Here is a 24,733-nt window from a genome sequence, read left to right as displayed (position 1 = left end):
AATTACTGTTGTTTACTAGCCCCCTTATTGCTGGGGTTAGCTGAAGTGCTATTTTTCGCAGATTTTGTAAGCCCTGTCGATGCGGATTTATGCTGAGATGCAGCATTATTTGAGGAAGAATTACCCTTAGAGCCTGCTTTTTCGACAGTTTTAACTTGTTTAACAGGGGCACATTTCACTGGTTTAGCCCCCTTCACCGTCTTTGAGGGCTTGGTACATTTATTGGGTGAAGGTGGCGGGGGTGGTTTTTCAAGGCTAAGGCTGGCATTGTCAGCCAATGCGGTCGGTACATCACCAGGGCGACGGCTAGTCTTTGGAATAATCACAGTGGAACCTGCTCTGATTCGCATTCCTCTGGGAATGCCGTTAATGTCCCGCAGAACATCCGAGTCAACTCCTAAGGTTTTGGCTGCTTGATCTAGACTTTCCGTTTTAGAGACTTGGACCGCAGTCCAAGAAGCTAATGGTTTGCTGTAATTTTTGAGGTTGTCCTGAAAAATCTCAGCATGGGCAAAAGGGAGCAAGATCTGTTGATTGGCATTAGCCAAAATTACAGGTTTATTAAATGATGGGTTTAAGTTGTGGAATTCTTCAGAAGGAATCTCGGCCAATTTAATAACGACTGCTACATCAATGTCATTACTAACATCAAGAGCTACAAAATAAGGGTGGTTTTCTAATTCAGGCAAAACAATGCCATAAGCACTAGGGTCAAGCACGATTTGCCGATAGGCCATCAACTTTGGAACATAGTTGCGGGTTTCCTTAGGCATAGTCAAACTCTCGTAATCCGTAGGCAAGCCAGCAGCAATATTCCGTTTTTGGGCCTTTGAGATATTCCCAGCACCCCAGTTGTATGCAGCTAAAGCAAGCTCCCAACTGCCAAACTGATTTTGCAAACGCTGTAAATAATCTAAAGCAGCATCAGTAGATTGAATGACATCTCGACGCTCATCTCTAAAAACGTTTTGAGTTAAACGAAAATCCTTTCCAGTTGCTGGCATAAACTGCCACAAGCCTACTGCCTTTGCGCTAGATTTGGCATTCGTTACAAAAGCACTTTCCACAAAAGGAAGTAGTGCAATTTCTGTAGGCATATTACGAGCATTCACCTCTTGGACAATATAAAAGAGATATCTTGATGATCGCGCCATCGAGCGATGAACGTAATCTGGGCGGCCACTTAACCACCGGACTTGCTCAATCTCTAGAGGGCTGTTCATGGGTTCCATCTGAAAACCATCCCGAATGCGCAGCCACAGGTTGTCTGAGGGTGCATAGACCTTACTGACCGATTGGTTCTCCAGGTTTACACGCGCTGCTTTAGAAGCTTTGGGATTAGCCTTGGTGGGGACATCAGAAGACCAATCACCAGTGCTCGCGCAACCAGAAAGTAATGCAGCCAGGCACAATGCTGCAAATATCAAGCGCATTAGAATCGGTCTTTCCAGGCGCGTATAGCTGCAAGAACATGGGCTGGCGTAGGTAAGTGATCTTGACCAGAAATTTCTTTGGCAGCAGTAATAACATCCGCCTGATCACAGCGCATAAAAGGATTTACCTGTAACTCCTGTCCAATCGTCGTTGGCAAAGTTGGAAGATTTTGTGAACGTAGCGCTTGCGCTTTTTCTGCCCATGAAATGAGCTCGGCATTATGAGGCTCTACCGCTAATGCAAAGCGAATATTGGATAAGGTGTACTCATGGGTGCAATACACCAAGGTGTTTTTTGGCAGCACTGCAAATTTCGCAAGAGACTGACTCATTTGGGTTGGACTTCCCTCAAAGAGTCGTCCACATCCTGAGGCAAACAAAGTGTCTCCACAAAAAAGCATGGGCTGGGGTACATTGGATTGCGTATTAGCGAAGTACGCTATATGACTTAGTGTATGACCGGGAACCTCAAAGACTTTGAGACTAATTCGTGGCACCGTAATTTCAACTGTGTCTCCTTCCATGGCCACTTGAGTTCGCCCTGGAATTTCATCATGGGCTGGCCCATATACGGGAATCGCAGATTTCACAGTGCGCAATAACGCTAATATTCCACCAGTATGATCTGCATGATGGTGGGTAACCAAAATGCCGGAAAGGGTTAATTTCTCCTGCTCTAGATAGCGTAAAACTGGAGTCGCGTCACCTGGATCAACTACAAGTGCAGAGATACCGTCATGAATACACCAGATGTAGTTATCATCAAATGCGGGTATAGGCCAGACTTGCAATAAAGTATTCTTATCCATAGACCGATGATACCAACCCCACCTATTCCTATGCAGTCTCCAGCACCCCCATGGACCTCTTGGGAGAGATGGCTGCAATCTCCTCCGGGCCAATATGTGCTCAATTGGGAACAAACCTGCTTTGATCACATCGTAGATAACGTCTTTGGATACCACGCCCTACAAATCGGACTTCCGCAAATTAACACTCTGCGAGAAAACCGGATGCCGTTACAAGTTTTACTAGTGCATGCCAATGACAATATGGATGCCCACTCCAGTCCAACATGGCATTACATCAAAGCCGAGACAAGAGAACTTCCTTTTGCATGTGAAAGTATTGATTTAATTGTTCTACCGCATGTTCTGGAATTTGCCTCGGACCCACATCAAATATTGCGTGAAGTTGATCGAGTACTTCGACCCGAGGGAAGACTGGTTATTTCAGGATTTAATCCAGCAAGCCTTTGGGGTATGCGCCAATACATCAGCAGGCTAATAGGAAGCCCCTATCTTCCCAGGGATGGCCAATTTATTGGCCTAATACGCATCAAGGACTGGTTGCAGTTGCTCAATTTTTCCCTCGATCGGGGCCATTTTGGCTGTTACAAGCTACCCCTGCAAGGTCAAGGAATCGCTAGGATGGATTTTTTAGAGCCGATGGGCAATCGTTGGTGGCCCATTTTTGGTGCAGTGTTCATCGTATCAGCGATTAAGCGCCATCAAGGAATCCGCTTAGTTGGCCAAGTGCAAACCAGCCTTATTCCTTCAATTGCCCCCTTAAGTCCTGCTGCTGAACGGGGCAATCTGAACAAAGACCCATTACAGTAAAGCTATGTCACACACCAGACATTCAGATACGCCCCACCATATTGTGATTTATACGGATGGTGCCTGCAAAGGCAATCCTGGTCCTGGAGGCTGGGGAGCCGTACTACGTTCCGGCAAGCACGAAAAACACCTTCATGGCGGTGAAAAACACACTACTAATAACCGCATGGAAATCAGCGCCGTTATCTTTGCCCTGCGTGCCCTCAAGCAGCGTAGCTCCGTAGAGCTCTGGACAGACTCCCAATATGTCCAAAAAGGAGTCACTGAATGGCTTGAAGGCTGGAAAAAACGGGGTTGGAAGACTGCTAGCAAGGATCCAGTCAAAAATGCGGATTTATGGCAAGAATTAGATGCCCTACTTCCCGATCATGATATTTCCTGGCATTGGGTGCGTGGACACAATGGCCACCCTGGCAATGAACTAGCAGATCAGCTTGCAAATAAGGGGGTTGAGGAGTTTTTAAACTAATGCGGATAAGCGTGGGGCCGCCATCATTTTTTAGCCTCTTATGAGAGAATGCACAGTCATTACGGCGACCAAAAAACCCCATTAGAATCCTAAAAAACCTAGAAAAACGAGACCGTGTCAAAAATAGAATCTACGCTGAATAAATTACCTGCCAAAGTTGCGCAACTATTTGGCTTTGCCAAGTCTCGCCTTAGTGCCCTTTGGAACAAATTATCACCACGCATACCGAAAATTTCTTTTGCGTCTGTGAAAGCTTTTGTCTTGAAGTTCAAATGGCGAATCTTGATCACGCTGATTGTTTTATATGCAGGCTCCAAAACTTATGATTATTTTTTTCCAGCAGCCGATAAAGCGGGTGGGCCTACTACTGTTACCACTATCGTCGTTGATAAGAAAGATATTCCTCTGATTATTGAAGCCACTGGCACTATTGTTTCTAATGGCATTGTTGATATCAGACCCATGGTGACTAATACGGTTGCCAAGATCCATGTGAAAGATGGCCAAGAAGTTAAGGCTGGTGATTTACTCTTCACTCTTGATGCTCGCAATGACACTGCTAATTATGAGCGACTGAAGGCATTGGCAGAAGATGCCCAAAAACAATATCTACGCGCTAAAGAGTTGGTTACTAAAAACTTTATCTCTAAGGCAGGTTTAGAAACTTCGTTGGCCAATGCTAAGTCAGCACAAGCTGCTGCCCGCTCAGCAGAGGTACAACTGTCTTATGACTCCATTCGTTCTCCTATAGATGGACGCGCTGGAATTGTGAATGTCTTCCCAGGATCTTTGGTGCAAGCTAGCAACGTTGTGACAACAGCCACTAGTTCGACTGCAACCTCTAGTGTTGGTGCTATGGTCACCATTTCTCAGCTCAATCCCATTAATGTGCAATTTGTGATTCCGGAAAAAGATATTCCAATTTTGCTTGAGAATCAGCTTGACGGTGAGCCTTTAAGTGTCAAAGTAACAGTGGGTGACTCGGGTAAGAAAGCCTATGAAGGAAAAGTGTTGGTGATTGATAACCAGGTTGATCCCTCCATTGCAGCCGTCCGTGTAAAAGCACAAATTCCCAATGATGCAATGACATTGCTACCAGGTCAGTTTGCCCGGGTTTCATTGGTTGCGAATACTCTGAAAGATGCACTTTCTGTGCCGTCTCAAGCTATTGTGATGAATCCCAGAGGTCGCATTGTGTATACGGTTGATAAGGATGGCAAAGCTGTTTCTAAGCCTGTGAAGGTGGTTTATGAATACCAAGGTTCAACAGTCATCACCGGCATCGAAGCAGGCGATAAGGTAGTAGTTGAAGGTAAACAAAACTTACGTCCCGGAAGTAAGGTACGCGAGGCCAAGCCTCAATCTGCCCCTAAAAACGCACCTGCGACAGAGAAAAAATGACGCTTTCCGAATTATGTATTCGGCGCCCCGTAATGACGGTTTTGCTTTCAGTAGCAACCGTTGTTGCAGGTACAGTTGCCTACTTCAATATTCCTGTAGCTGCCCTACCGAGCTTTAATACCCCCATTATTTCGGTCAGCGCATCCCTGCCAGGTGCCTCACCTGAGAACATGGCTTCTGCTGTAGCGTTACCTCTTGAAAAAGAGTTCTCCACTATTGACGGTATTAAGGTCATTAGCTCAGTGAACTCTCTGGGTAGCACTAGTATTTCCTTAGAATTTAATAACAACCGAGATATCGATAAAGCTGCGGTTGATGTCCAGGCGGCACTCCTAAGAGCGCAAAGACGTCTGCCTATTGAAATGACAGTTCCACCGTCATACCGCAAGGTCAATCCTGCTGATACGCCAGTATTGGTTGTTCGTATGAATTCACCATCAGTGAGCTTATCCGAACTAAATGCTTATGCGGAAAACTTACTATCGCCCAATCTTTCTACTATAAGTGGTGTTGCGCAAGTATTAGTCTATGGTGCAAAACGTTATGCAGTGCGTATTCGAGTTCACCCCGACGCATTAGGCAATCGCAATCTCACTATGGATGATGTTGCTGCTGCTGTGAATAAAGCAAACTCTAATAGCCCTGTTGGAGTATTGGATGGTCCTCGCCAGTCAATCACTATTTATGCCAATGAGCAGCTCGTCAGACCAGAAGAGTTTGGTAATCTCATCATTAGCCAAAAGAATGGCTTACCTATCTACCTTAAAGATGTAGCTGAGGTAATGGAAAGTTACGAGGATGTGAAAAGCTTTGCTAGCGCCAATGGAGAGCGCTCTATTGCGATTGCAGTTCTGCGTCAACCAAACGCTAATACTGTTGAAGTAGTTAAATCCATTAAGGCATTGATTCCAGAGCTACAAAAGCAAATGCCGGAATCGATCAAGCTCCAGCTATTAAATGATCGCTCGCTATCGATTATTGAAGCGATTCATGACGTTAACATCACCCTGGCGCTGACTGTGCTCTTAGTGGTTCTCGTTATTTTCTTATTCCTTAAGCATGCTTCGGCAACCTTAATTCCTTCAATTAGTTTGCCTATTTCGCTCATTGGTGCTTTTTTCCTCTTGTATTTTTTAGGATATAGCCTAGATAACATTTCTTTGTTGGGCATCACGCTCGCAGTGGGATTGGTAGTTGATGATGCGATTGTGGTGCTTGAAAATATCATGCGTCATATTGAAGATGGTATGGATCCACTGAAGGCCTCACTTAAAGGCAGTAAAGAAGTGGGCTTTACGATTATTTCCATTTCAATCTCTTTGATTGCTGTGTTTATCCCCCTCTTCTTTATGGCTGGTCCTATTGGCTTGCTCTTTAGGGAATTTGCTGTTGTTGTGTCCTTATCAATTTTTGTGTCTGCCATTGTCTCCCTCACGGTTGTACCCATGTTGTGCAGTCGCTTCTTACCAAAGCCAGGGGTACACGCAAAAGAATTTGCCATCAATAAAAAATTCGATCAATTTTTTGAGTGGATGCTCAGGACCTACGTTCACTATTTAGATCTTGCGCTAAAACATAGAAAGGTAGTCCTCTGGGCAGCTATCTCTACTTTTGCTATTACGGTAATCTTATTTGTTAATAGTCCAAAGGGATTCTTCCCTGAGGAAGATATTGGACAAATTCAGACAACTACAGAAGCCTCTGAAGATATCTCCTTTACTGCGATGCTCAAATTACAGGATCAGGCAGCAGAAATCGTTAGCAAAGACCCCAACGTAGAGAGTTCAATTTCAGTTGTGGGTGGTGGTGCTAGCTCTGGAAAAAATACTGGTCGTATCTTTATTATTCTGAAGCCTAAGAGTGACCGCGCCAAAATGTCCAAGGTAATGGAAGGCCTTCGTAATAAATTTAAAGAAATTCCTGGTCTTCAGGTCTATATGCGTCCTGTTCAAAATTTACAACTTGGCGGCAGAGCCAGTAAGAGTCGCTATCAATTCACCCTACAAAGTGTTGGCTTTGAGGGTGTCAATGAATGGTCAGATAAGTTAATGCAAAAGATGCGGGTTGACCCGATGTTTAGGGATGTCACCAGCGACTCTCAGCTGAAGGGTCTAAACGTCAAAATTAATATCGATCGAGAAAAGGCAGCGAGCGCGGGTGTTAGCATCGCTGATATTCGCTCTGCACTGTATTCATCCTATGGTGAAAAACAGGTGTCCACTATTTATACGCCTGTTAATACCTATTACGTCATCATGGAAGCAGCAGATGAAGATCGTCAATATGAAACGGACTTGAATAAAATCTATGTACGTGGACGCGCAACTGATAAGCTCATTCCACTTTCCAGCGTGGCCAGCTTTACTAGAAGTGTTGGCCCTACTGCAGTAAACCATCAAGGACAAATTCCTGCGGTTACCTTGTCATTTAACCTGGCCCCGGATGTATTCCTTGGTGATGCCACTAAGAAAATCGAAGAGTACACCAAAGAGATTGGTTTGCCCCCTTCAATCATTACTAGCTATGGTGGTGATGCCGCAGTCTTTAAAGATAATCAGTCAGGACAGGTTGTGTTAATTTTGGCTGCCCTTGGGGTTATTTATATTCTTTTGGGGGTTTTATACGAGAGCTATATTCATCCACTTACCATTTTGGCTGGATTACCCTCAGCTGCAATTGGCGCAATCTTAGCCTTGAGAATATTTGGTTTTGAGTTATCTGTCATCGCTTCGATTGGTATTTTACTGCTCATCGGTATTGTGAAAAAGAATGCTATTTTGATGATTGACTTTGCACTGGACGCACAAAGAAACAAGGGTATGCCACCGGAAAAGGCTATTAGAGAAGCCTGTATCTTACGTTTCCGCCCTATTATGATGACTACCTTTGCCGCTTTAATGGGCGCACTACCGATTGCATTTGGAATTGGTGCCGGAGCTGAGCTCCGACAACCATTAGGTATTAGTGTTGCTGGTGGACTCATCTTTTCTCAGTTTGTTACCTTGATCATTACTCCCGTTATTTATCTCTACCTAGATAAATATGCTGGTAATGGGCCAATGGAAATCCCACCATCAGTTCTAGAGGGAACCTAATGCGCCAAGTGATTCTGGATACTGAAACCACTGGCTTAAATCCAGCTACTGGCGATCGGATTATTGAAATTGGTTGCGTTGAAATGGTCGGACGTCGACTAACTGATAGAACCTTTCATTACTACGTCAATCCAGAACGCGATATTGATGCTGGTGCGTTTGCAGTTCACGGATTATCCAGAGAGTTTCTTTCTGATAAGCCGGTGTTTGGCAATATTGTTGAGCAACTCATCGAATTTGTAGATGGCGCTGAAGTCGTCATTCATAACGCCGCATTTGACTTGGGATTCTTGGATAACGAGTTTGCACTTTTAAAACGACCAGCCTTTCGTAATTTAGCCAGCAAGATTACCGATACTTTGTTAGAAGCAAGGCAAATGTTCCCAGGCAAACGCAATTCCCTGGATGCTCTTTGCGAGCGCTTCTCGATTACTAATCAACATCGCACCTTGCACGGCGCGCTCTTAGATGCCCAGCTTCTCGCTGAAGTGTATGTAGCGATGACAAGAGGTCAAGAAGACTTGTCTATAGACCTCATTGACTACACCGTTGGTGCCGACTCTAGTGGTCATATAAAACCGCTACCCACAGAGCTCAAATTCATTGCAGCTAGTGATGAAGATTGTCTGCTGCACGAAAAGGTCTTGGCAGAAATTGCCAAGTCAAGTAAAAAGGACCCCGTTTGGAGTCCTCTTGCTCAAACTGACTGATCAATCTTCAGATTGCTGCTGCAATCGCTTTTCCTAAATCATCAGTCTTAGCAGTACCACCCAGATCAGGGGTCAATGGCGCGTTTCCAGCGCCTGAAACAAGCACCCTTTCAATCGCTGAAAAGATGGCTTGACCTGCTTCTGGGTAACCCAGATGATCGAGCATCATTGCGCCACTCCAAATCTGACCAATGGGGTTGGCGATCATCTTGCCGTATATGTCAGGGGCAGATCCATGCACTGGCTCAAACAAGGACGGAAATTTACCTTCAGGATTAATGCTTCCAGATGGCGCTACTGCAATAGTTCCAGTACAGGCAGGTCCAAGATCAGACAAAATATCACCAAATAGATTGCTTGCAACGACAACATCAAAGCGATCGGGGTTCATAACAAAGTGCGCCGCCAAAATATCAATATGGTATTTATCCGTACGTACATCAGAAAACTTCTTAGACATCTCTTCAACGCGTTCATCCCAATATGGCATGGTGATCGCAATACCATTGGACTTGGTAGCGGATGTTAAATGCCTCTTTGGGCGACTTTGGGCTAGATCAAAGGCATATTTCAAAATTCGGTCAACGCCCTGTCGAGTGAAAATAGATTCTTGAATCACAAACTCACGGTCAGTGTCAGGGAACATTTTTCCACCAACGCTAGAGTATTCTCCCTCAGTGTTCTCACGAACAACAAAGAAATCAATATCGCCAGGCTTACGGTTCGCCAGAGGACAAGGAACACCAGGAAGTAAACGCACTGGACGTAAATTGACATACTGATCAAAGCCACGACGGAATTGGATCAAGCTACCCCATAGCGATACATGGTCAGGGAGAATGTCTGGCATACCAACGGCACCAAAGAAAATAGCGTCGTATTTCATTAAGGTATCAAACCAATCATCGGGAAGCATCTTCCCATGCTTCAAATAGTAGTCACAGCTTGCAAAGTGAAAATAATCAAATTGCATACCAATACCAAACTTGCTATTAGCAGCTTCAAGAGCCCGAATACCCTCAGGCATCACTTCCTTGCCAATGCCATCGCCAGCGATGACTGCAATCTTTGGATTCTTAAATATTTTCTTTGTGCTCATGGGATAAATCTCTTTTATGGGTTGTGATTATGGAATTAGGAAATTTTTATAGGGGTGGGGATTAGCTGATAGCACGACGAATCTCGTCAGGGACTTTTTTGGCTCCATCGCCTGACTTGCTATCGTATTCACTCGTATTTTCAATCGTTTCAGGAATGTCCTCTTGCATGCGAATGTTATCTTTGGGGCATATAGGAGCACCATAGCTAGCCCACTTCTTCAATAGAGTAACCTCATAACCGCACTGCCCACACTTGGCTTTACTACGACTGGCATTACTGGGGCGTGGAGGTGGAAAAACAATTGCCTGATGGGGGTATGGGCCTAGCTCTTGACTAATCATCATGAGCCTAACAGTGAGCTCTTCAGTAGCATGGGCCATTCTAGCGGGACCCTCTAATCCAACCATTTGGGCTATGCCTTTAAAGTCTTCTCCATGACCGCTAAAGCAGTCATCAACAGCATGACAGAGTTCGTGGACTAACGTATCGAGCAGTTGGACTGGATCATCAATTTTTGGGGAGATGAAAATTTCATTGACGCCACCGCCTGAGCGTTCCCTAGGCCAACACTGGCCTAATGTTGTTCTTGGGCTGCTGGAGGCTGGGAAACCACAGGAAACTCTTACAGGTGGTATTGCATACCCAGCTTTAGAGAAGACAGGTTCAAGGTGTTTTACGGCATCCTCCAGCCATGCTTCTCGAACAGAATGTTGCTTCATTTGCGCTAATTTTTAGGGTGTATCAAAACGTTAAATTGCGATAATACGCCACCCTGCGGTGGGTATTAAGAGTTGAGACTGAGCAATTCCAGATTAATCGAGCGTGATATTGGCTGATTTAATCGCTTTATACCAATATGGCAATTCTTTTTTCAGCAATGCATCCATCGCCAGGGGATTTAGATAGCGCAACTCTACCCCTGCTGCATCTGCTCTCTCCTTAACCTCAGGCAAAGCAAGACTCTTTTTCACCGAGTCTGTCAATTTAGTGATGACTGGCGCAGGAGTACCGGCTGGAGCATATAAAGCGACCCAAGACTCAAGCTGGAAAGAAGCCAGCCCAGCTTCTGCTGTGGTCGGAACATTAGGCATTCCAGCATGACGGTTCTTCCCAGTCACTGCCAAGCCTTTTAATTTTCCGCTTTGGACATGCTGCATCACCGATGGTGGCGTAGTAATAAATACTTGTACCTGACCTGCGAGCACATCCTGCACTGCTGGACCAGAACCCTTATATGGTACATGCACCATATCTACACCAGTAGTTTGTTTGAAGATTTCGGTACCGATGTGAGATACGGAACCATTTCCTTGCGAGGCATAATTTAACTTACCAGGATTCGCCTTTGCATACGCAATCAATTCTTTAAGGTTATTTACTGGAACTGATGGGTGTACAGCAATCACATTAGTAGAAACTGTTAAAAGAGCTACAGGAGAAAAATCTTTCACTGGATCCCATGGTAATTTATCCATGAGCGCTGGATTTCCAACGTGGTAACCAGAATAAGAAATCAGCAAGGTGTAGCCATCAGGTTTTGCCTTAGCTACATATTGATAAGCAGTATTTCCACTAGCACCCGGTTTGTTATCCACTACAACCGGTTGGCCAATAACCCGAGTTAATGGCTCGCTTAATAGGCGTGCAGAGGTATCTACCAGTCCGCCAGGTGGATTTGGTACCACTAGGGTAATTGGCCGATCTGGAAAGACATCCGCAACAGCGAAGTTGCAGGCGAAGGAAACACTTAAAGCTAGTAATGCTTTGCGAGCAAGGTAAATATTTTTCATGACTATCTCCTATTATTTTTTAATTAGCGCTGACCGATTTTGACATTGCCAAATATAGCTTGTGCTTCGCGTGGTAGACAACGCCAATAGCGCTCGTTTGATGGGACCGTTCCGCCTAAGGCAGCTGCTGCCTCCCATGCCCACCTTGGCTTATATAAGAATGCCCGTGCTAATGCAATAAGATCTGCATCGCCACTTTGTAAAATTTCTTCAGCTTGGTGTGGGTCTGTAATGAGCCCAACTGTCATCGTGGGAAGACCAGATTTGTCTTTCACAATCTTGGCAAATGGCACTTGATAATGAGGGCCAATGGCAATTTTTTGCGCAGGTGAAATTCCGCCTGAAGAAATATGTACAAAGTTTGCGCCTAAAGATTTTAAACGTGCTGCAAAGTCTGCAGTTTCCTCGGGAGTCCATCCGCCTTCAATCCAATCGCTAGCTGAGATACGGATACCTAGAAGACCCTGATAAGCAGCCCTGACTGCTGTAAATAACTCCAATGGGAAGCGTATGCGATTTTCATAGGCGCCACCATACTCATCAGTTCGCTGATTAGCGATTGGCGATAAAAACTGATGCAATAAATATCCATGGGCGCCATGTAATTCAATTCCATCAACACCCACTCGATCGGCACGTTGAGCTGACATTACAAATGCATCAATCATCTCTTGCAAATCAGTTTTATTTAGCTCATTTGGTGCTCGCTCACCTTCAAGCTGTGGAATTGCAGAGGGAGCGCCAGTCGCCCAACCGCCTTGATCCACTGAGAGCAGTTGACCGCCATCCCAGGGTGTCGCGCTAGATGCCTTACGACCTGCGTGTGCCAGTTGAATAAAAACCGGTGTAGCAGGCGCCAATTGGCGTGCCCTAGTCAATTTATCTTTTAAGGCGGCCTCAGTGCGGTCATCCCATAAACCTAGGCATGCTGGAGTAATACGGCCTTCAGGGGTTACTCCAGTAGCCTCAATAATGAATAAAGCTGCCCCGCTATTGAGCAAATTACCCCAGTGCATGAGGTGCCAGTCAGTAGCCTCACCATTGACTGCTGAGTATTGGCACATAGGAGCGACGACAATGCGATTAGCCAGTTTTAGGGGCCCACGAGGGCTATTTAGGGTATAGCTAGTAAACAGAAGACTCATTGCAGACCTTTAAAAACTCAGAAAATGGGAAAATAACCAAATTCAATATATAGCGATAAAATAGAAGAAATAAGAATAAACGAGACCGCAAAGCCGTAGGCTAAAGAGCCATTCGGCTTTATTTTTAACACCCTTGAAATAATAAGCACAAATCACTATGAATGCACCTAAAGCCTTTGACTCAACCGATGATACTGGTCACTATGTTGGCGGAAATATAGTTATCCCAAAAGATGGGCGTTTTGCAGACGTATACAACCCTACAAAAGGCACAGTGGCTCGTAAAGTAGCACTCGCCAGCCGTAATGATGTAGATGCGGTCGTAGCTGTTGCCCAGAAGGCATTTGAAAGCTGGAGCCAAACCAGCCCATTACGTCGCGCACGCATCCTATTTAAATACCTTGAGCTTCTTAATGCCCATCGCGATGAATTGGCTGCCATGATTACTGCTGAGCATGGCAAGGTATTTACAGACGCTCAGGGCGAAGTTACTCGAGGTATTGAAATCCTTGAATTTGCCACTGGTATTCCGGAATTATTAAAAGGCGACTACACAGAGCAAGTCTCTACCGATATCGATAACTGGGTGATGCGCCAACCACTGGGTGTAGTAGCGGGTATTACGCCTTTTAACTTTCCCGTAATGGTGCCAATGTGGATGTTCCCAGTGGCGATTGCCTGTGGCAATAGTTTTATTCTTAAACCGAGCCCGATTGATCCTTCTGCCTCGCTATTGATGGCAAAGTTGATGAAGGAAGCAGGATTACCCGATGGCGTATTTAATGTAGTTCAGGGCGACAAAGAAGCGGTAGATGCATTAATTGAAAATCCTGATGTTAAGGCTGTAAGCTTTGTTGGTTCAACGCCAATTGCCAATTACATTTATGAGCGTTGCTCCCATTTTGGTAAACGTTCTCAAGCCCTGGGTGGTGCTAAAAATCACATGGTCATCATGCCCGACGCTGATATTGATAAAGCCATTGATGCATTAGTTGGCGCAGCCTATGGTTCTGCTGGTGAGCGCTGTATGGCCATCTCTGTTGCTGTTCTCGTTGGAGATGTCGCTGAAAAGATCATGCCAAAGCTCATCGAGCGCACCAAAACATTAAAGGTGAAAAATGGTATGGAGCTCGATGCTGAAATGGGTCCTATTGTTAGCAAAGTAGCTTTAGATCGTATTACCAGCTATATCGAAAGCGGTGTAGCTTCAGGTGCAAAGCTCTTAGTAGATGGTCGCGGATTGAAGGTAACTGGCAGCGAAAATGGCTTCTTTATTGGTGGTACCTTGTTTGATAATGTCACACCCGATATGAAGATTTATTTAGAAGAAATTTTTGGACCGGTATTGTCTTGCATACGTGTAGCCAACTTTACCGATGCCCTAAAGCTTGTCAATTCTTGCGAATTCGGTAATGGCGTTGCTTGCTTTACAAGTGATGGCAATATCGCCCGCGAATTTGCTCGCCGCGTTCAAGTAGGCATGGTTGGGATTAACGTCCCTATTCCAGTCCCTATGGCTTGGCACGGCTTTGGCGGTTGGAAAAAATCCATCTTTGGTGATATGCATGCTTATGGCAAGGAAGGTGTGCGTTTCTATACCAAGCAAAAGAGTGTGATGCAGCGTTGGCCAGAGAGCATCGCTAAAGGTGCTGAATTTGCGATGCCTACCTCAAAATAGTCAGATCATTGCTTCCAAATCAAAAGTGACCCTCGGGTCACTTTTTTTACATCTCAGATATCTTATTAGGATGTCGGGTAAATCACCTTGCGCTCAAGAGCCCTAGCACACAACACAATGACTGAAACTAAAGCCAAGTAAACAATCGCGGTTAATAAATAGGCCTTGAAGAATTGAAAGTTGCTTGCAGCGAGCTCTTGCATGCGTGCAAAAAATTCCGTGTATTGAATTAAAAAGGCTACTGAGCTGTCTTTTAAGTTACCTATCACTTGATTAGTTAATGCAGGTATCGATAAACGCAGTACTTGGGGCAAGGTAATTAAGCGAAAAATCTGAAAAGGACTAAACCCCTGTGCAGCAGCAGCCTCAAGCTGAATAAAATCCAGACCGTTATAGGCCGTCTTCATATAAGCAGCGTTATAGGCCCCTACATTTAAGGTAAATCCAATCGCAGCCACTACAAAAGGATCCATTCTTAGACCCCATTGTGGAAGCCCGTAATACATTAAAAAGAGCAATACGATCAGCGGCATTCCAATAAAGAAAGAAATATAAGCATTGGTCGCAGTACGTATGAAAAAGTTCTTACTAATAGACAAATAGAAAACGGCAATACTTAAGAGCAAGCCTGTAACACTAATTAATCCCGCTAGCTTGAGCGTATTTACTAGACCCGCCAATATCTGCGGCATCTGTGTGATTAGATCTGTTTCAAAGATCACCCAGGTATTCATTTAAAGCCATCCTTATTGCCAAAGAATGCTTGAATATCGGGATCAGATGTATCACTTGCTAGTATAGAAATTTTTTCATCAGCACGAATGACGCCTTTATCCAAAAACATCACGGTATCTGAAATGTTTTGCGCTAAAGCTAAATCATGGGTTACACAAAGCATGGTGATGCCCGTGTCATGAAGACGATTAATCAGATCCGCGACATCCCGCGACATAATAGGATCTAGGGCTGAGGTCGGCTCATCTAGCACCAATACTGCGGGATCCATTGCTAAAGCACGGGCAATGGCAACACGCTGTTGCTGTCCTCCCGATAATTGCGCTGGGTATTTATGCTGTTGAATCGCCATATCAAATTTCTCTAAAGTGGCCAAAGCCTTTTCATCTGCTTCGGGCTTTTTCATACCTTCAAGCACTTTTAAAGCCAAAGAGACGTTTTCTAAAACAGTTAAGTGGCTATACAAGGCGAATTGCTGAAAAACAAAGCCAATCTGCTTACGTAAGGCGCGGACATCAACACCTGGGCCAGCAACCTCTTTGCCACGGAAAACAATAGAACCAGATGTAGGGTCTTCTAGGCGGTTAATGCAGTGCAAGATGGTGGATTTACCTGACCCAGAAGCACCCATTAATACCCTTACCTGCCCATCTTGAACATCGAAGTTGATATCTGAGAGTACGACCTGCTCGCCAAAAACTTTCTTTAGGGCGCGAACCTGAATTAAAGACATGTCGTACCTCCACGTAATTTGTTATATAGGTTTCTCATGCTTTGCCTAGTCCTGGTATTTGGTAATGGCGATTAATCAACTGAATGCCTACTAATAAAATACGGTAGATCGCAAAATATAAAATGCCCACAGCAAAATACACCTCAACCCCACGTAAGGTTGTGGAGGTTAAAGCAATGGCTTGTTTAGTAATTTCTGGAATGCCTACGGTATAAGCAAAAGGTGAATACTTCAGAACAGAGGTGAATTCATTAATCATGCCTGGCACAGAGAAACGCAACATTTGCGGTAAGTCGATATACCAAAGGACTTGCAGCTTAGTCATTCCCATAGCCTCTCCTGCCAAGATTTCAACTACATTGACAGAATTAAAGGCACCGCGAAATACCTCAGCAAGATAGGCAGAAGTAACAAGGCCTAAACTCATCGCCATCGCCATTAATGGTGGTACTTTAAGTCCAACACTCGGTAAGCCAAAATACACCATGAATAGCAAAACTAGAACGGGAACACCTCGAAATATATAGGTATAGATATCAATAAACGGAGTTAAGCCAGGGATAGCCAATCGGCGTAAGCAGGCCAGGGTTAAGCCAATAACCAAACCTGTAGCACTACAAACTAATGTAACGAGTACTGTGTACGAGATTCCTTGCGCTAGCTGCGCAAGGATGTCATAAAAATTCACTAATACGCCCTATTTTCCAGAGATTAATTCATCCACTTATCTAGAATGGCCTTTACCTTATCTGGGCCCAGCTCTTTCAAGTAGGCATCAAAATCATCGCGCAACTTAGACCCTTTGACAAAGGCAAAGCCCAGCTTATCGTATCCAGAAAATACATAATCACTTTCAATAGGTAGCTTCAGCTTATTGATGTAATTCGCTAAGACAGGCTCTTCAATGAAGGCAAGATCAATATTGCCATTTTGTAAATCAGTAATGACTTCTGTGTAAGAGGGGTAGAGCTTCACCTTACTTAATGAGTAATAGCCTTTTGGCTCTAACTCATTACGAATCAAGTCATCGTAAGCCATTCCGCGTGGATAACCAATCTTATATTTCTTGAGCTCACTTAAATCTTTAATTTGAATATTGCGATTTTTCATACTCACTAAGTGCCAGGCATTGTCATAGTAAGGTTGTGAAAAATCCATCACCTCTTTACGCTTGTCAGTAATAGAGATACCCGAGAATGCAACATCAGCCTGACCACTGGAGACGGCACCGAGCATACCTTGCCAATCGTATGGGGTAACTTTGAATGTGCAAGCACGCGCTTTACAGTAGCCCTCAAAGATATCCATATCGGCACCGACTATCTTGCCATTTTGCTCAAAAACCATTGGGGGTGAAGCTGGAGATACGGCTACTTTAATTTCTTTTGAATCGGTCTTAGAACATGCTGCGATTCCCAAAGCCATCAGCACAGCAATTAAAAGTAAAAAAAGGCGTTTCATTTACGTATCCCTATCCATCAAGTTGGGTCCAAAAGGACGTCCCAACAAGTATATGGGATTTGCAGGAAATGCTTTATTGGAGAGTATTTTTGAATGCTGGAATGAGAGGCATCGCCATGACTTCAATCCCCTCATCTCTTAAGGATTCAGCTTCATCTAAGGTCGTTTGTCCACGAATGCTCCGTTCTGGGGCCTCTTTGTAATGGATTTTACGAGCCTCTTCAGCAAAGGTATTTCCAACATCCTCTGAGCGCCCCATTAAATCACGCATACCCTTTAAGAAGGCTGCTTGAACCTGCGCCTCAAGCTGAGAGTGGTCATTACCAGCAAGTGCAATAACATCGCCGCTTAAGCTAGGGCCATCCTTAGATACCGTTAATTCTGTCGAAGAGGTTCTGGCAATATGTGGCGCCGATGGCATGCGGGTAATTTCTGTACTATCGCAAACTGGGCACGCCAAAATGCCTTTGTCTTGCTGAGCAAGGCAATCTTCCTCTGAGGCAAACCATCCTTCAAAACGATGTTCCATTGGGCAAGCAAGGTTATAAACTTTCATAAGACTTATATCGGGGCAAAAGTACTAAATTCAATACCCTCATTTTAATAGGTTTTAAGTACCCCTACTCGATAGGTTGAGGCTTTACTAGTCCACGCCTGTAGCGGTCAAGCCAATAAGCAGAAATAGTGGTTTTTACATCCGTAATTTCACCCTCTTCAACCCAGGCAATCAATTGGTCCAGTGGGGCGGCAAATACATCCAAAAACTCTTCATCATCTAGCTTGCTTTTACCCGGCACTAAATCTTCAGCCAAATAAATATCAATCAATTCAGTCGAATAGGAAATCACGGGATGAATGCGGCGAATGTAGCTCCATTTTTTAGCGGTATAGCCAGTCTCTTCTTCCAGCTCACGCTTAGCACATGACAAATGGTCTTCTTCACTATCCAGTTTCCCAGCAGGAATCTCGATACATGTCTTGGCAATAGGATAACGATATTGGCGCTCTAGGAGAACTCTGCCGTCATTTAAAAGGGCCACAATGGCTACTGCCCCGGGATGTGTTAAGTACTCACGAACTGCTTCTTGTCCATCTGGCAAAGACACCTTATCACGCTTCATATGCAGAAATATACCGCCATAGATATCCTCTCCGGATATCAGCTTTTCTTGTAAATGCTGATCTCCAGCAGGCAAGTCCTCAAATGATTTTTCGGTCATGAATATCAAAGCCTTATAAATAAACGTATTCCATCATACAAAATATCAATGTCACTTTCATGGCAGGTGAAAAACGATAAAGGCCCCTTAATGGAGCCTTTAGTAATCGAGCAAGTTGACAAGCTAGGAACCCAGTAATGTGCGACGCATCGCATCCAAACAAAGACTCATTAAACCTGCAGGAACAATGCCAATGACTAATACCAAAATACTATTTAAGCCCAGAATTCCCTTGGCAAAACCTGATCCTGATACTGTAATTTCATGGTCTGGCTGATCAAAATACATTACCTTCACTACACGAAGGTAGTAGAAGGCGCCAACCAAAGAAGCCAGAACAGCAATGACTGCCAAGAATGTATGCTCGGCATCTACTAGGGCTTCTAAGACTCCTAATTTGGCAGCAAAGCCAACGGTTGGAGGAATACCAGCCAAGGAAAACATCATTACTAGGCCGATAAAAGCAAACCATGGATGCTGTTTATTTAATCCTTTGAGCCCGTCTAGGGTTTCGCAGTCATATCCCTTGTGGGATAAAACCATCAGCAATCCGAAGGTACCCAGTGTTGTCAGAACATAAGTGATTACATAAAACATAGAAGCACTAAACGCATGATCATCGAATACTGAAAGCATACCCAGAAGCACAAAACCCATTTGCGCAATTGCTGAATAAGCTAACATGCGCTTTATATTGGTTTGGGCAATTGCGGTTACATTACCCACAACAAGAGAAAGAACCGCAAGCAATATCAACATTGGTTGCCAGTCGCCTAAAAGAGGCAACAGGGTATTGACTAAGAGGCGGAACAATAAAGCAAATGCTGCTAATTTTGGTGCAGCAGCAATCATCAAGGTAACCGCTGTTGGCGCACCTTGATAGACATCAGGCACCCACATATGGAAAGGAACAACACCTAATTTAAATGCCAATCCAGCAACAATAAATACCAGACCAAATGCCATCACAAGGTGATTAATACGTGGATCAGCCACAATTTTAAATATCTCAATTAAATCTAAAGAGCCGGTAACCCCATAAAGCATGGACATGCCATACAACAAGAATCCAGAAGCTAGAGCCCCCAAGATAAAATATTTAATGGCTGCTTCAACACTCTTTTCACTACTGTGGCGCATTGCAACTAAAGCATACATTGGCAAAGCCATGAGCTCTAAGCCAAGATAAAGAGTCAGTAAATTAGCGCCAGAAATCAGAACCATCTGCCCTAACAAAGCAAGCAGAACCAGGACAATAAAGTCTGGTCGGAACATCGCCCTATCTTTGAGATATTGCTTGGAATAGATCAAGCCGACCAATACCGCTCCACATGAACATGCTTTCAGCAAATTCGATAATGGATCAGACTGAAACAGCCCATTCATGGCAACTAAAGATATATCGCCCATCCGGCCTAAAAATGCAAATATCAAATACACCAGCAGGATGATAGTAAAGAAGTAAACAAAACCTACACCGCGAGGTGTATGAAAAATATCTTGCTCTACTCCTGGTGTAGAACTTGGGTTCTCACGCACATAAACACTCACCACCAACAATAGGCTAGCGACTATGAGTAAAACAAGTTCTGGCAGGATAGCGTATAGGTCGAATGCTTGCATTTGCTTTTACTCAGAGTTTGCTCACAGCAACGTGCTGTAGCAGATTAATTACGGCAGGATGAATGATGTCGGTAAATGGTTTTGGATAAACACCCATACCAATTACGCAAATACTTAAGACGGCCATCATCAAATACTCGCGGGCATTGAGATCTTTTAATGTTTCTACATGCTCATTGGTAATGACGCCGAAGAATACCCGCTTGACCATCCACAAAGAGTACGCAGCACTCAGAATCAAGGTGGTCGAGGCTAACAAGCCAATGGTGAAATCGTAATCTACGGCAGCCAAAATCACCATAAACTCACCCACAAACCCAGACGTAGCCGGTAGGCCGCAGTTTGCCATTGCCATCAAGACTGCAAAGGCAGCAAAGACCGGCATTCGATGGATAACACCACCGTAGTCTGCAATTTGACGTGTATGCATGCGGTCATAGAGCACGCCAATCGAGAGAAACATCGCACCCGATACGAAACCATGGGAGATCATCTGCACAATACCGCCCTCAATGCCCAGCGGGCTAAAAAGAAAGAAGCCCAGAGTGACAAAACCCATATGTGCGACTGATGAATAAGCTACGAGCTTTTTCATATCCTTCTGGACCAAAGCCACTGCACCCACATAAATCACTGCCACCAAAGAGAGGAAGATGACGAATGGACCCAGATATTGACTGGCATCTGGCGCAATCGGTAATGAGAAACGTAAGAAGCCATAAGCGCCTAGTTTGAGCATGATGGCAGCCAAGACTACCGAACCACCTGTTGGGGCTTCAACGTGCACATCTGGCAACCAAGTATGTAATGGCCACATTGGCACCTTCACTGCAAAGGCCATAAAGAAAGCTGCAAATAACAAAATCTGCTCAACAATATCTAAACGAGCATTTTGCCAAGCCAAGATATCAAAGGTATTGGTTACGTTGTACAGGTAGAGCATCGCGATCAAGGTAAGCAAGGAACCCATCAAGGTATATAAGAAAAACTTGAATGCCGCATAAATCCGGTTATGTCCGCCCCACACCCCAATGATGATGTACATCGGGATTAAAGTCGCCTCGAAGAATACATAGAATAGCAAAGCATCTAACGCAGCAAATACGCCAATCATTAATCCAGACAGGATCATGAAGGAAGCCAAATATTGGGATACCTTGGTGGTAATCGACTCCCAAGAAGCAATCACGACAAAGATATTGATAAATGCAGTTAATACAATGAACCATACCGAAATACCATCAACGCCTAAGTAGTAATTAATATCGTAACGCGGAATCCAAGCCAATTTCTCCACAAACTGCATTCCGGGATTTTCAATATCAAAATTCAAAACTAGCGGAAGCGTCGCAATAAAGCTGATCACAGAACCAATGAGCGCTAACCAGCGAACACCAGCAGATGGCTTCTCAGACCCATAAAACAAAATGATGAGTCCAAAAACAATCGGCGTCCAGATGGCGTAAGAAAGAATCATAGTGGCTACTTAAGTAACAAAGGTCTAACGAACAAAAGGCAGGTAAGCGTACAAAACCCAAGCTAACAATACCGCTAGGCCTGCAATCATGGCGAAGGCATAGTGATAAAGATAACCGGATTGCAAATGACGAATGACGCCAGCAAAGCGCCCAACAGAGTAGGCACTGCCGTCCACAATAAATCCATCGATGATTTTTTGATCGCCTCGATACCACAAGACATTACCGATCCACAGCAAGCCTTTAGCGAATACCAATTGATTTAGTTCATCTAAATAGTATTTGTGATCTAACAGCTTTTTGACTGGTGCAAATGCTTGCGCTAACTTAGCGGGTAATTTAGGAGCCCAAAGATACCCAACAGCGGCAGTAAGTACACCAAGCACAACCAATAACAATACTGGTGAGGTAAATGCATGAATTGCCATAGCTAACGGTCCATGGAACTCATCTTCAAGTTCTCTCATAACTGGATGGCGTGCAATGTCAATAAAGATAGAATCACCAAAATAAGTGCCAAATAAAAGTGGTGTGATGGTATAGAAACCAATAATCACCGAAGGAATTGCCAGCAGAATTAATGGTAATGTCACGACAAATGGGGACTCATGGGGCTTCTGTCCTGGTGCTAGACCATGGTGCGCATGATCTTCATCCTGCCCTACATGATCGTGATGATGATCTGCATGACCCCAACGTGCTTTTCCATGAAATACCCAGAAATACAAACGGAATGAATATAGAGCAGTTACAAAAACACTGACCATCACCGCAAAATAGGCAAAGCCTGAACCAGGTATATGGCTTGCTGCAACCGCCTCGATAATGGAATCTTTAGAGTAAAAGCCAGAGAAAAATGGCGTGCCAATCAATGCAAGATTGCCCAATAACATCATGAGGCAAGTCAGTGGCATGTATTTCCAGAGGCCACCCATTTTTCGCATATCTTGCTCGTGATGCATTCCCAAAATCACGCTACCTGCAGCTAGGAATAACAAAGCTTTAAAGAATGCATGGGTCATTAAATGAAAGATAGCTACTGGATAGGCGGATACACCAAGCGCTACCGTCATATATCCAAGCTGAGAAAGCGTGGAATAGGCAACCACCCGCTTGATATCCGTTTGCACAATACCCAGAAAACCCATAAATAGAGCGGTGATAGAACCAATCACCAGAATGAAGCTCAGAGCAACATCGGATAGTTCAAACAATGGCGACATACGCGCAACCATAAAGATGCCAGCAGTAACCATCGTTGCAGCGTGAATCAAAGCAGAAATAGGTGTTGGACCTTCCATCGAGTCCGGTAACCAAACATGCAATGGAAACTGGGCTGACTTACCCATTGCGCCAATGAACAAACAGATACATGCCACTGTCACTAAGCTCCAGCTAGTACCAGGCAAGGTTTGCGCTGCTAATGCTGTATTTTGAGAGAAAATCACGTCGTATTGCATCGAACCTGTGCTTGCTAACAATAAACCTATACCCAAAATAAAGCCAAAGTCACCAACCCGGTTTACTAGGAAGGCTTTCATATTGGCAAAAACTGCTGATTGACGCTCAAAATAGAAACCAATCAAAAGATAAGAAACAACGCCTACCGCTTCCCAGCCAAAGAAAAGTTGCAAGAGGTTATTGCTCATCACCAACATCAACATGGCAAAGGTAAATAAAGAGATGTAAGAAAAGAAACGGTTGTAACCCTCTTCACCACGCATATAACCAATGGTGTAAATATGCACCATCAGCGAGACAAAGGTCACCACACACATCATCGTTGCAGTTAATGAATCGATTAGGAAGCCAATATCTAAATTGAGTTCACCCAATTCCATCCAACGATATACCGTACCATTAAAATAAAAACCATCCATTACTTGAGCCAGCACGTTACAAGATAGAACAAAGGAGATCGTTACGCCAAGGATCGTGACAAATTGGCATGCGCCATGACCGATACGGTTGCCACCTAATTTAGTACCGAAGAAACCAGCAATGATTGATCCAATTAATGGTGCTAATGGAATTGCACAGAGAATGGGAATGTTCAAGGTAAATTGCATGACTAGCCTTTGAGGTGGTCAAGATCTTCGGCATTAATAGTGTCCACCTTACGGAAGAGCACGACTAGGATTGCCAAACCGATAGCCGCTTCAGCAGCAGCCACAGTCAAAATAAAGAATACGAATACTTGACCTGCCATATCTCCTAAATAATGAGAGAAAGCAATAAAGTTCATGTTCACCGCGAGCAGCATTAGCTCGATTGCCATCAAGAGCACGATGATGTTCTTGCGATTCAAGAAAATTCCAACAACACTAGTAGCAAATAAGATTGCGCCGAGCACTAGATAATGAGCAAGAGTGATATTCATTTCTGCTCTCCTCTAGAATCTTGCTTTGCACCCATATCTGAATTCATCTTTACAATCCGCATCCGATCAGTAGCAACCACATTGACTTGTTCGTGGATATTTTGGGATTTGGAGTCTTTCCGATTACGTAATGTCAAAGCGACCGCAGCAATAATGGCAACTAATAAGATCACCCCTGCAATTTCAAAGGCATAAACATAGTCTACGAAAATCAACATGCCCAAAGCTTGTGTATTGTTGGCCATCATCTCTTCTGGCATCGGCTGAACAGGTACCTTAGTACCGATAAAGCTACGAATGATGACTATTGATAGCTCCAGCACAATTACTGTGCCCATCAGGAAGGCAACAGGTAGATATTTTCTAAAGTCGCGACGTAGATGCTCTATGTCAAGATCAAGCATCATCACCACGAAGAGGAATAAAACCATGACTGCGCCGACGTATACCAGGATCAAAGCCAAGCTCAGAAACTCTGCTTTCAGGAGCATCCACAGACCTGAAGCACAAAAGAAAGCCAAGACCAAGAACAGCGCAGCATGAACTGGGTTACGAGCAGTGACTACGCGTAATGCAGAAATGACCAAGAGGCCAGCAAAGCCGTAGAAGAAAACTGCGAATAATGTAGAGGGATCGAATGTCATTTTATTTTTGCTCTATTC

Annotated in this window: 23 protein-coding genes; 6 read left to right on the top strand and 17 right to left on the bottom strand. The window is 44.2% G+C overall.

Translation table 11 applies throughout. The annotated features are described in order from the left end of the window. Positions 1–2: 2 nt before the first annotated feature. Both ICN38_RS03705 and gloB read right to left on the bottom strand, forming a co-directional pair. Positions 3–1,433: a transglycosylase SLT domain-containing protein gene (locus ICN38_RS03705; protein ID WP_216255375.1), complete on the bottom strand. Its 1,431-nt coding sequence runs from the start codon at positions 1,431–1,433 to the stop codon at positions 3–5. After that, positions 1,433–2,242, bottom strand: coding sequence for a hydroxyacylglutathione hydrolase (gene gloB, locus ICN38_RS03700; RefSeq protein ID WP_216255373.1), 810 nt, complete (start codon positions 2,240–2,242; stop codon positions 1,433–1,435). Before gloB ends, ICN38_RS03705 begins: the two co-directional genes overlap by 1 nt. 6 nt (positions 2,243–2,248) lie before the next feature. Between gloB and ICN38_RS03695 the strand changes: the two genes are divergently transcribed. The 5 genes from ICN38_RS03695 (at position 2,249) to dnaQ (ending at position 8,727) form a co-directional block, all read left to right on the top strand. Beyond that, positions 2,249–3,052, top strand: a complete 804-nt coding sequence (locus ICN38_RS03695; protein WP_216255371.1) for a class I SAM-dependent methyltransferase — start codon at positions 2,249–2,251, stop codon at positions 3,050–3,052. A 4-nt stretch (positions 3,053–3,056) separates the two neighbouring features. Continuing rightward, a complete protein-coding gene (rnhA, locus tag ICN38_RS03690) occupies positions 3,057–3,521 on the top strand; it encodes a ribonuclease HI (RefSeq protein WP_216255368.1) in 465 nt (154 codons plus the stop codon). Between the two features lie 114 nt (positions 3,522–3,635). After that, complete coding sequence (locus ICN38_RS03685) at positions 3,636–4,922, top strand: efflux RND transporter periplasmic adaptor subunit (RefSeq protein ID WP_216255365.1); 1,287 nt, start codon at positions 3,636–3,638, stop codon at positions 4,920–4,922. After that, positions 4,919–8,017, top strand: a complete 3,099-nt coding sequence (locus ICN38_RS03680; protein WP_216255363.1) for an efflux RND transporter permease subunit — start codon at positions 4,919–4,921, stop codon at positions 8,015–8,017. The genes ICN38_RS03685 and ICN38_RS03680 overlap by 4 nt, the downstream gene beginning before the upstream one ends. Continuing rightward, positions 8,017–8,727, top strand: a complete 711-nt coding sequence (gene dnaQ, locus ICN38_RS03675) for a DNA polymerase III subunit epsilon (RefSeq protein WP_216255361.1) — start codon at positions 8,017–8,019, stop codon at positions 8,725–8,727. Before ICN38_RS03680 ends, dnaQ begins: the two co-directional genes overlap by 1 nt. A gap of 7 nt (positions 8,728–8,734) precedes the next feature. Here dnaQ and ICN38_RS03670 read toward each other — a convergent pair whose 3' ends face one another. The 4 genes from ICN38_RS03670 to ICN38_RS03655 all read right to left on the bottom strand — a co-directional run bounded on the left by ICN38_RS03670 (position 8,735) and on the right by ICN38_RS03655 (position 12,763). Continuing rightward, positions 8,735–9,826 (bottom strand): tartrate dehydrogenase, encoded by a 1,092-nt coding sequence (locus ICN38_RS03670; RefSeq protein WP_216862706.1) that lies wholly within the window; start codon positions 9,824–9,826, stop codon positions 8,735–8,737. A gap of 61 nt (positions 9,827–9,887) precedes the next feature. Further along, positions 9,888–10,547, bottom strand: a complete 660-nt coding sequence (locus tag ICN38_RS03665) for a SprT family zinc-dependent metalloprotease (protein ID WP_216255359.1) — start codon at positions 10,545–10,547, stop codon at positions 9,888–9,890. 93 nt (positions 10,548–10,640) lie between these two features. Further along, on the bottom strand, positions 10,641–11,618 hold the full coding sequence (locus ICN38_RS03660; protein ID WP_216255356.1) for a tripartite tricarboxylate transporter substrate binding protein: 978 nt from the start codon (positions 11,616–11,618) through the stop codon (positions 10,641–10,643). A 23-nt stretch (positions 11,619–11,641) separates the two neighbouring features. Continuing rightward, complete coding sequence (locus tag ICN38_RS03655) at positions 11,642–12,763, bottom strand: NADH:flavin oxidoreductase/NADH oxidase (protein ID WP_216255354.1); 1,122 nt, start codon at positions 12,761–12,763, stop codon at positions 11,642–11,644. Between the two features lie 157 nt (positions 12,764–12,920). Between ICN38_RS03655 and ICN38_RS03650 the strand changes: the two genes are divergently transcribed. After that, a complete protein-coding gene (locus ICN38_RS03650) occupies positions 12,921–14,441 on the top strand; it encodes a CoA-acylating methylmalonate-semialdehyde dehydrogenase (protein ID WP_216255352.1) in 1,521 nt (506 codons plus the stop codon). A gap of 65 nt (positions 14,442–14,506) precedes the next feature. On the opposite strand, the gene ICN38_RS03645 is transcribed toward ICN38_RS03650, so the two are convergent. The 11 genes from ICN38_RS03645 to ICN38_RS03595 form a co-directional block, all read right to left on the bottom strand. Then, positions 14,507–15,175 (bottom strand): amino acid ABC transporter permease, encoded by a 669-nt coding sequence (locus tag ICN38_RS03645; RefSeq protein WP_216255350.1) that lies wholly within the window; start codon positions 15,173–15,175, stop codon positions 14,507–14,509. Next, positions 15,172–15,909, bottom strand: coding sequence for an amino acid ABC transporter ATP-binding protein (locus ICN38_RS03640; RefSeq protein WP_216255348.1), 738 nt, complete (start codon positions 15,907–15,909; stop codon positions 15,172–15,174). Before ICN38_RS03640 ends, ICN38_RS03645 begins: the two co-directional genes overlap by 4 nt. Before the next feature lie 34 nt (positions 15,910–15,943). After that, on the bottom strand, positions 15,944–16,597 hold the full coding sequence (locus tag ICN38_RS03635) for an amino acid ABC transporter permease (protein ID WP_216255346.1): 654 nt from the start codon (positions 16,595–16,597) through the stop codon (positions 15,944–15,946). Between the two features lie 23 nt (positions 16,598–16,620). Then, a complete protein-coding gene (locus ICN38_RS03630; protein ID WP_216255344.1) occupies positions 16,621–17,370 on the bottom strand; it encodes a transporter substrate-binding domain-containing protein in 750 nt (249 codons plus the stop codon). 73 nt (positions 17,371–17,443) lie between these two features. Then, positions 17,444–17,926, bottom strand: coding sequence for a DUF1178 family protein (locus ICN38_RS03625; protein ID WP_216255343.1), 483 nt, complete (start codon positions 17,924–17,926; stop codon positions 17,444–17,446). Between the two features lie 64 nt (positions 17,927–17,990). Then, positions 17,991–18,590: an NUDIX hydrolase gene (locus ICN38_RS03620; RefSeq protein ID WP_216255341.1), complete on the bottom strand. Its 600-nt coding sequence runs from the start codon at positions 18,588–18,590 to the stop codon at positions 17,991–17,993. A gap of 123 nt (positions 18,591–18,713) precedes the next feature. Then, a complete protein-coding gene (nuoN, locus tag ICN38_RS03615; protein WP_216255338.1) occupies positions 18,714–20,213 on the bottom strand; it encodes an NADH-quinone oxidoreductase subunit NuoN in 1,500 nt (499 codons plus the stop codon). 10 nt (positions 20,214–20,223) lie between these two features. Next, positions 20,224–21,690 (bottom strand): NADH-quinone oxidoreductase subunit M, encoded by a 1,467-nt coding sequence (locus tag ICN38_RS03610; RefSeq protein WP_216255336.1) that lies wholly within the window; start codon positions 21,688–21,690, stop codon positions 20,224–20,226. 24 nt (positions 21,691–21,714) lie between these two features. Beyond that, positions 21,715–23,760: an NADH-quinone oxidoreductase subunit L gene (gene nuoL, locus ICN38_RS03605; protein WP_216255334.1), complete on the bottom strand. Its 2,046-nt coding sequence runs from the start codon at positions 23,758–23,760 to the stop codon at positions 21,715–21,717. A 2-nt stretch (positions 23,761–23,762) separates the two neighbouring features. Continuing rightward, positions 23,763–24,071, bottom strand: coding sequence for an NADH-quinone oxidoreductase subunit NuoK (gene nuoK, locus ICN38_RS03600; RefSeq protein ID WP_216255331.1), 309 nt, complete (start codon positions 24,069–24,071; stop codon positions 23,763–23,765). Then, the gene (locus tag ICN38_RS03595; protein ID WP_216255329.1) at positions 24,068–24,715 is read right to left on the bottom strand and encodes an NADH-quinone oxidoreductase subunit J; all 648 of its coding nucleotides are present in this window, start codon (positions 24,713–24,715) and stop codon (positions 24,068–24,070) included. The genes nuoK and ICN38_RS03595 overlap by 4 nt, the downstream gene beginning before the upstream one ends. Between the last annotated feature and the right edge of the window lie 18 nt (positions 24,716–24,733).

The sequence above is a fragment of the Polynucleobacter sp. AP-Melu-500A-A1 genome (genome assembly GCF_018882125.1).
Lineage (GTDB): Bacteria > Pseudomonadota > Gammaproteobacteria > Burkholderiales > Burkholderiaceae > Polynucleobacter.
The sequence above is the reverse complement of the archived record's forward strand: the minus strand, read 5'-3'. Positions and strand labels throughout refer to the sequence as shown.

Coding starts and splice junctions, on each gene's coding strand:
- ICN38_RS03705 (WP_216255375.1), bottom strand. CDS start 1,433: ATGCGCTTGATATTTGCAGCATTGTGCCTGGCTGCATTACTTTCTGGT.
- gloB (WP_216255373.1), bottom strand. CDS start 2,242: ATGGATAAGAATACTTTATTGCAAGTCTGGCCTATACCCGCATTTGAT.
- ICN38_RS03695 (WP_216255371.1), top strand. CDS start 2,249: ATGATACCAACCCCACCTATTCCTATGCAGTCTCCAGCACCCCCATGG.
- rnhA (WP_216255368.1), top strand. CDS start 3,057: ATGTCACACACCAGACATTCAGATACGCCCCACCATATTGTGATTTAT.
- ICN38_RS03680 (WP_216255363.1), top strand. CDS start 4,919: ATGACGCTTTCCGAATTATGTATTCGGCGCCCCGTAATGACGGTTTTG.
- dnaQ (WP_216255361.1), top strand. CDS start 8,017: ATGCGCCAAGTGATTCTGGATACTGAAACCACTGGCTTAAATCCAGCT.
- ICN38_RS03670 (WP_216862706.1), bottom strand. CDS start 9,826: ATGAGCACAAAGAAAATATTTAAGAATCCAAAGATTGCAGTCATCGCT.
- ICN38_RS03665 (WP_216255359.1), bottom strand. CDS start 10,547: ATGAAGCAACATTCTGTTCGAGAAGCATGGCTGGAGGATGCCGTAAAA.
- ICN38_RS03660 (WP_216255356.1), bottom strand. CDS start 11,618: ATGAAAAATATTTACCTTGCTCGCAAAGCATTACTAGCTTTAAGTGTT.
- ICN38_RS03655 (WP_216255354.1), bottom strand. CDS start 12,763: ATGAGTCTTCTGTTTACTAGCTATACCCTAAATAGCCCTCGTGGGCCC.
- ICN38_RS03650 (WP_216255352.1), top strand. CDS start 12,921: ATGAATGCACCTAAAGCCTTTGACTCAACCGATGATACTGGTCACTAT.
- ICN38_RS03645 (WP_216255350.1), bottom strand. CDS start 15,175: ATGAATACCTGGGTGATCTTTGAAACAGATCTAATCACACAGATGCCG.
- ICN38_RS03640 (WP_216255348.1), bottom strand. CDS start 15,909: ATGTCTTTAATTCAGGTTCGCGCCCTAAAGAAAGTTTTTGGCGAGCAG.
- ICN38_RS03630 (WP_216255344.1), bottom strand. CDS start 17,370: ATGAAACGCCTTTTTTTACTTTTAATTGCTGTGCTGATGGCTTTGGGA.
- ICN38_RS03625 (WP_216255343.1), bottom strand. CDS start 17,926: ATGAAAGTTTATAACCTTGCTTGCCCAATGGAACATCGTTTTGAAGGA.
- ICN38_RS03620 (WP_216255341.1), bottom strand. CDS start 18,590: ATGACCGAAAAATCATTTGAGGACTTGCCTGCTGGAGATCAGCATTTA.
- nuoN (WP_216255338.1), bottom strand. CDS start 20,213: ATGCAAGCATTCGACCTATACGCTATCCTGCCAGAACTTGTTTTACTC.
- ICN38_RS03610 (WP_216255336.1), bottom strand. CDS start 21,690: ATGATTCTTTCTTACGCCATCTGGACGCCGATTGTTTTTGGACTCATC.
- nuoL (WP_216255334.1), bottom strand. CDS start 23,760: ATGCAATTTACCTTGAACATTCCCATTCTCTGTGCAATTCCATTAGCA.
- nuoK (WP_216255331.1), bottom strand. CDS start 24,071: ATGAATATCACTCTTGCTCATTATCTAGTGCTCGGCGCAATCTTATTT.
- ICN38_RS03595 (WP_216255329.1), bottom strand. CDS start 24,715: ATGACATTCGATCCCTCTACATTATTCGCAGTTTTCTTCTACGGCTTT.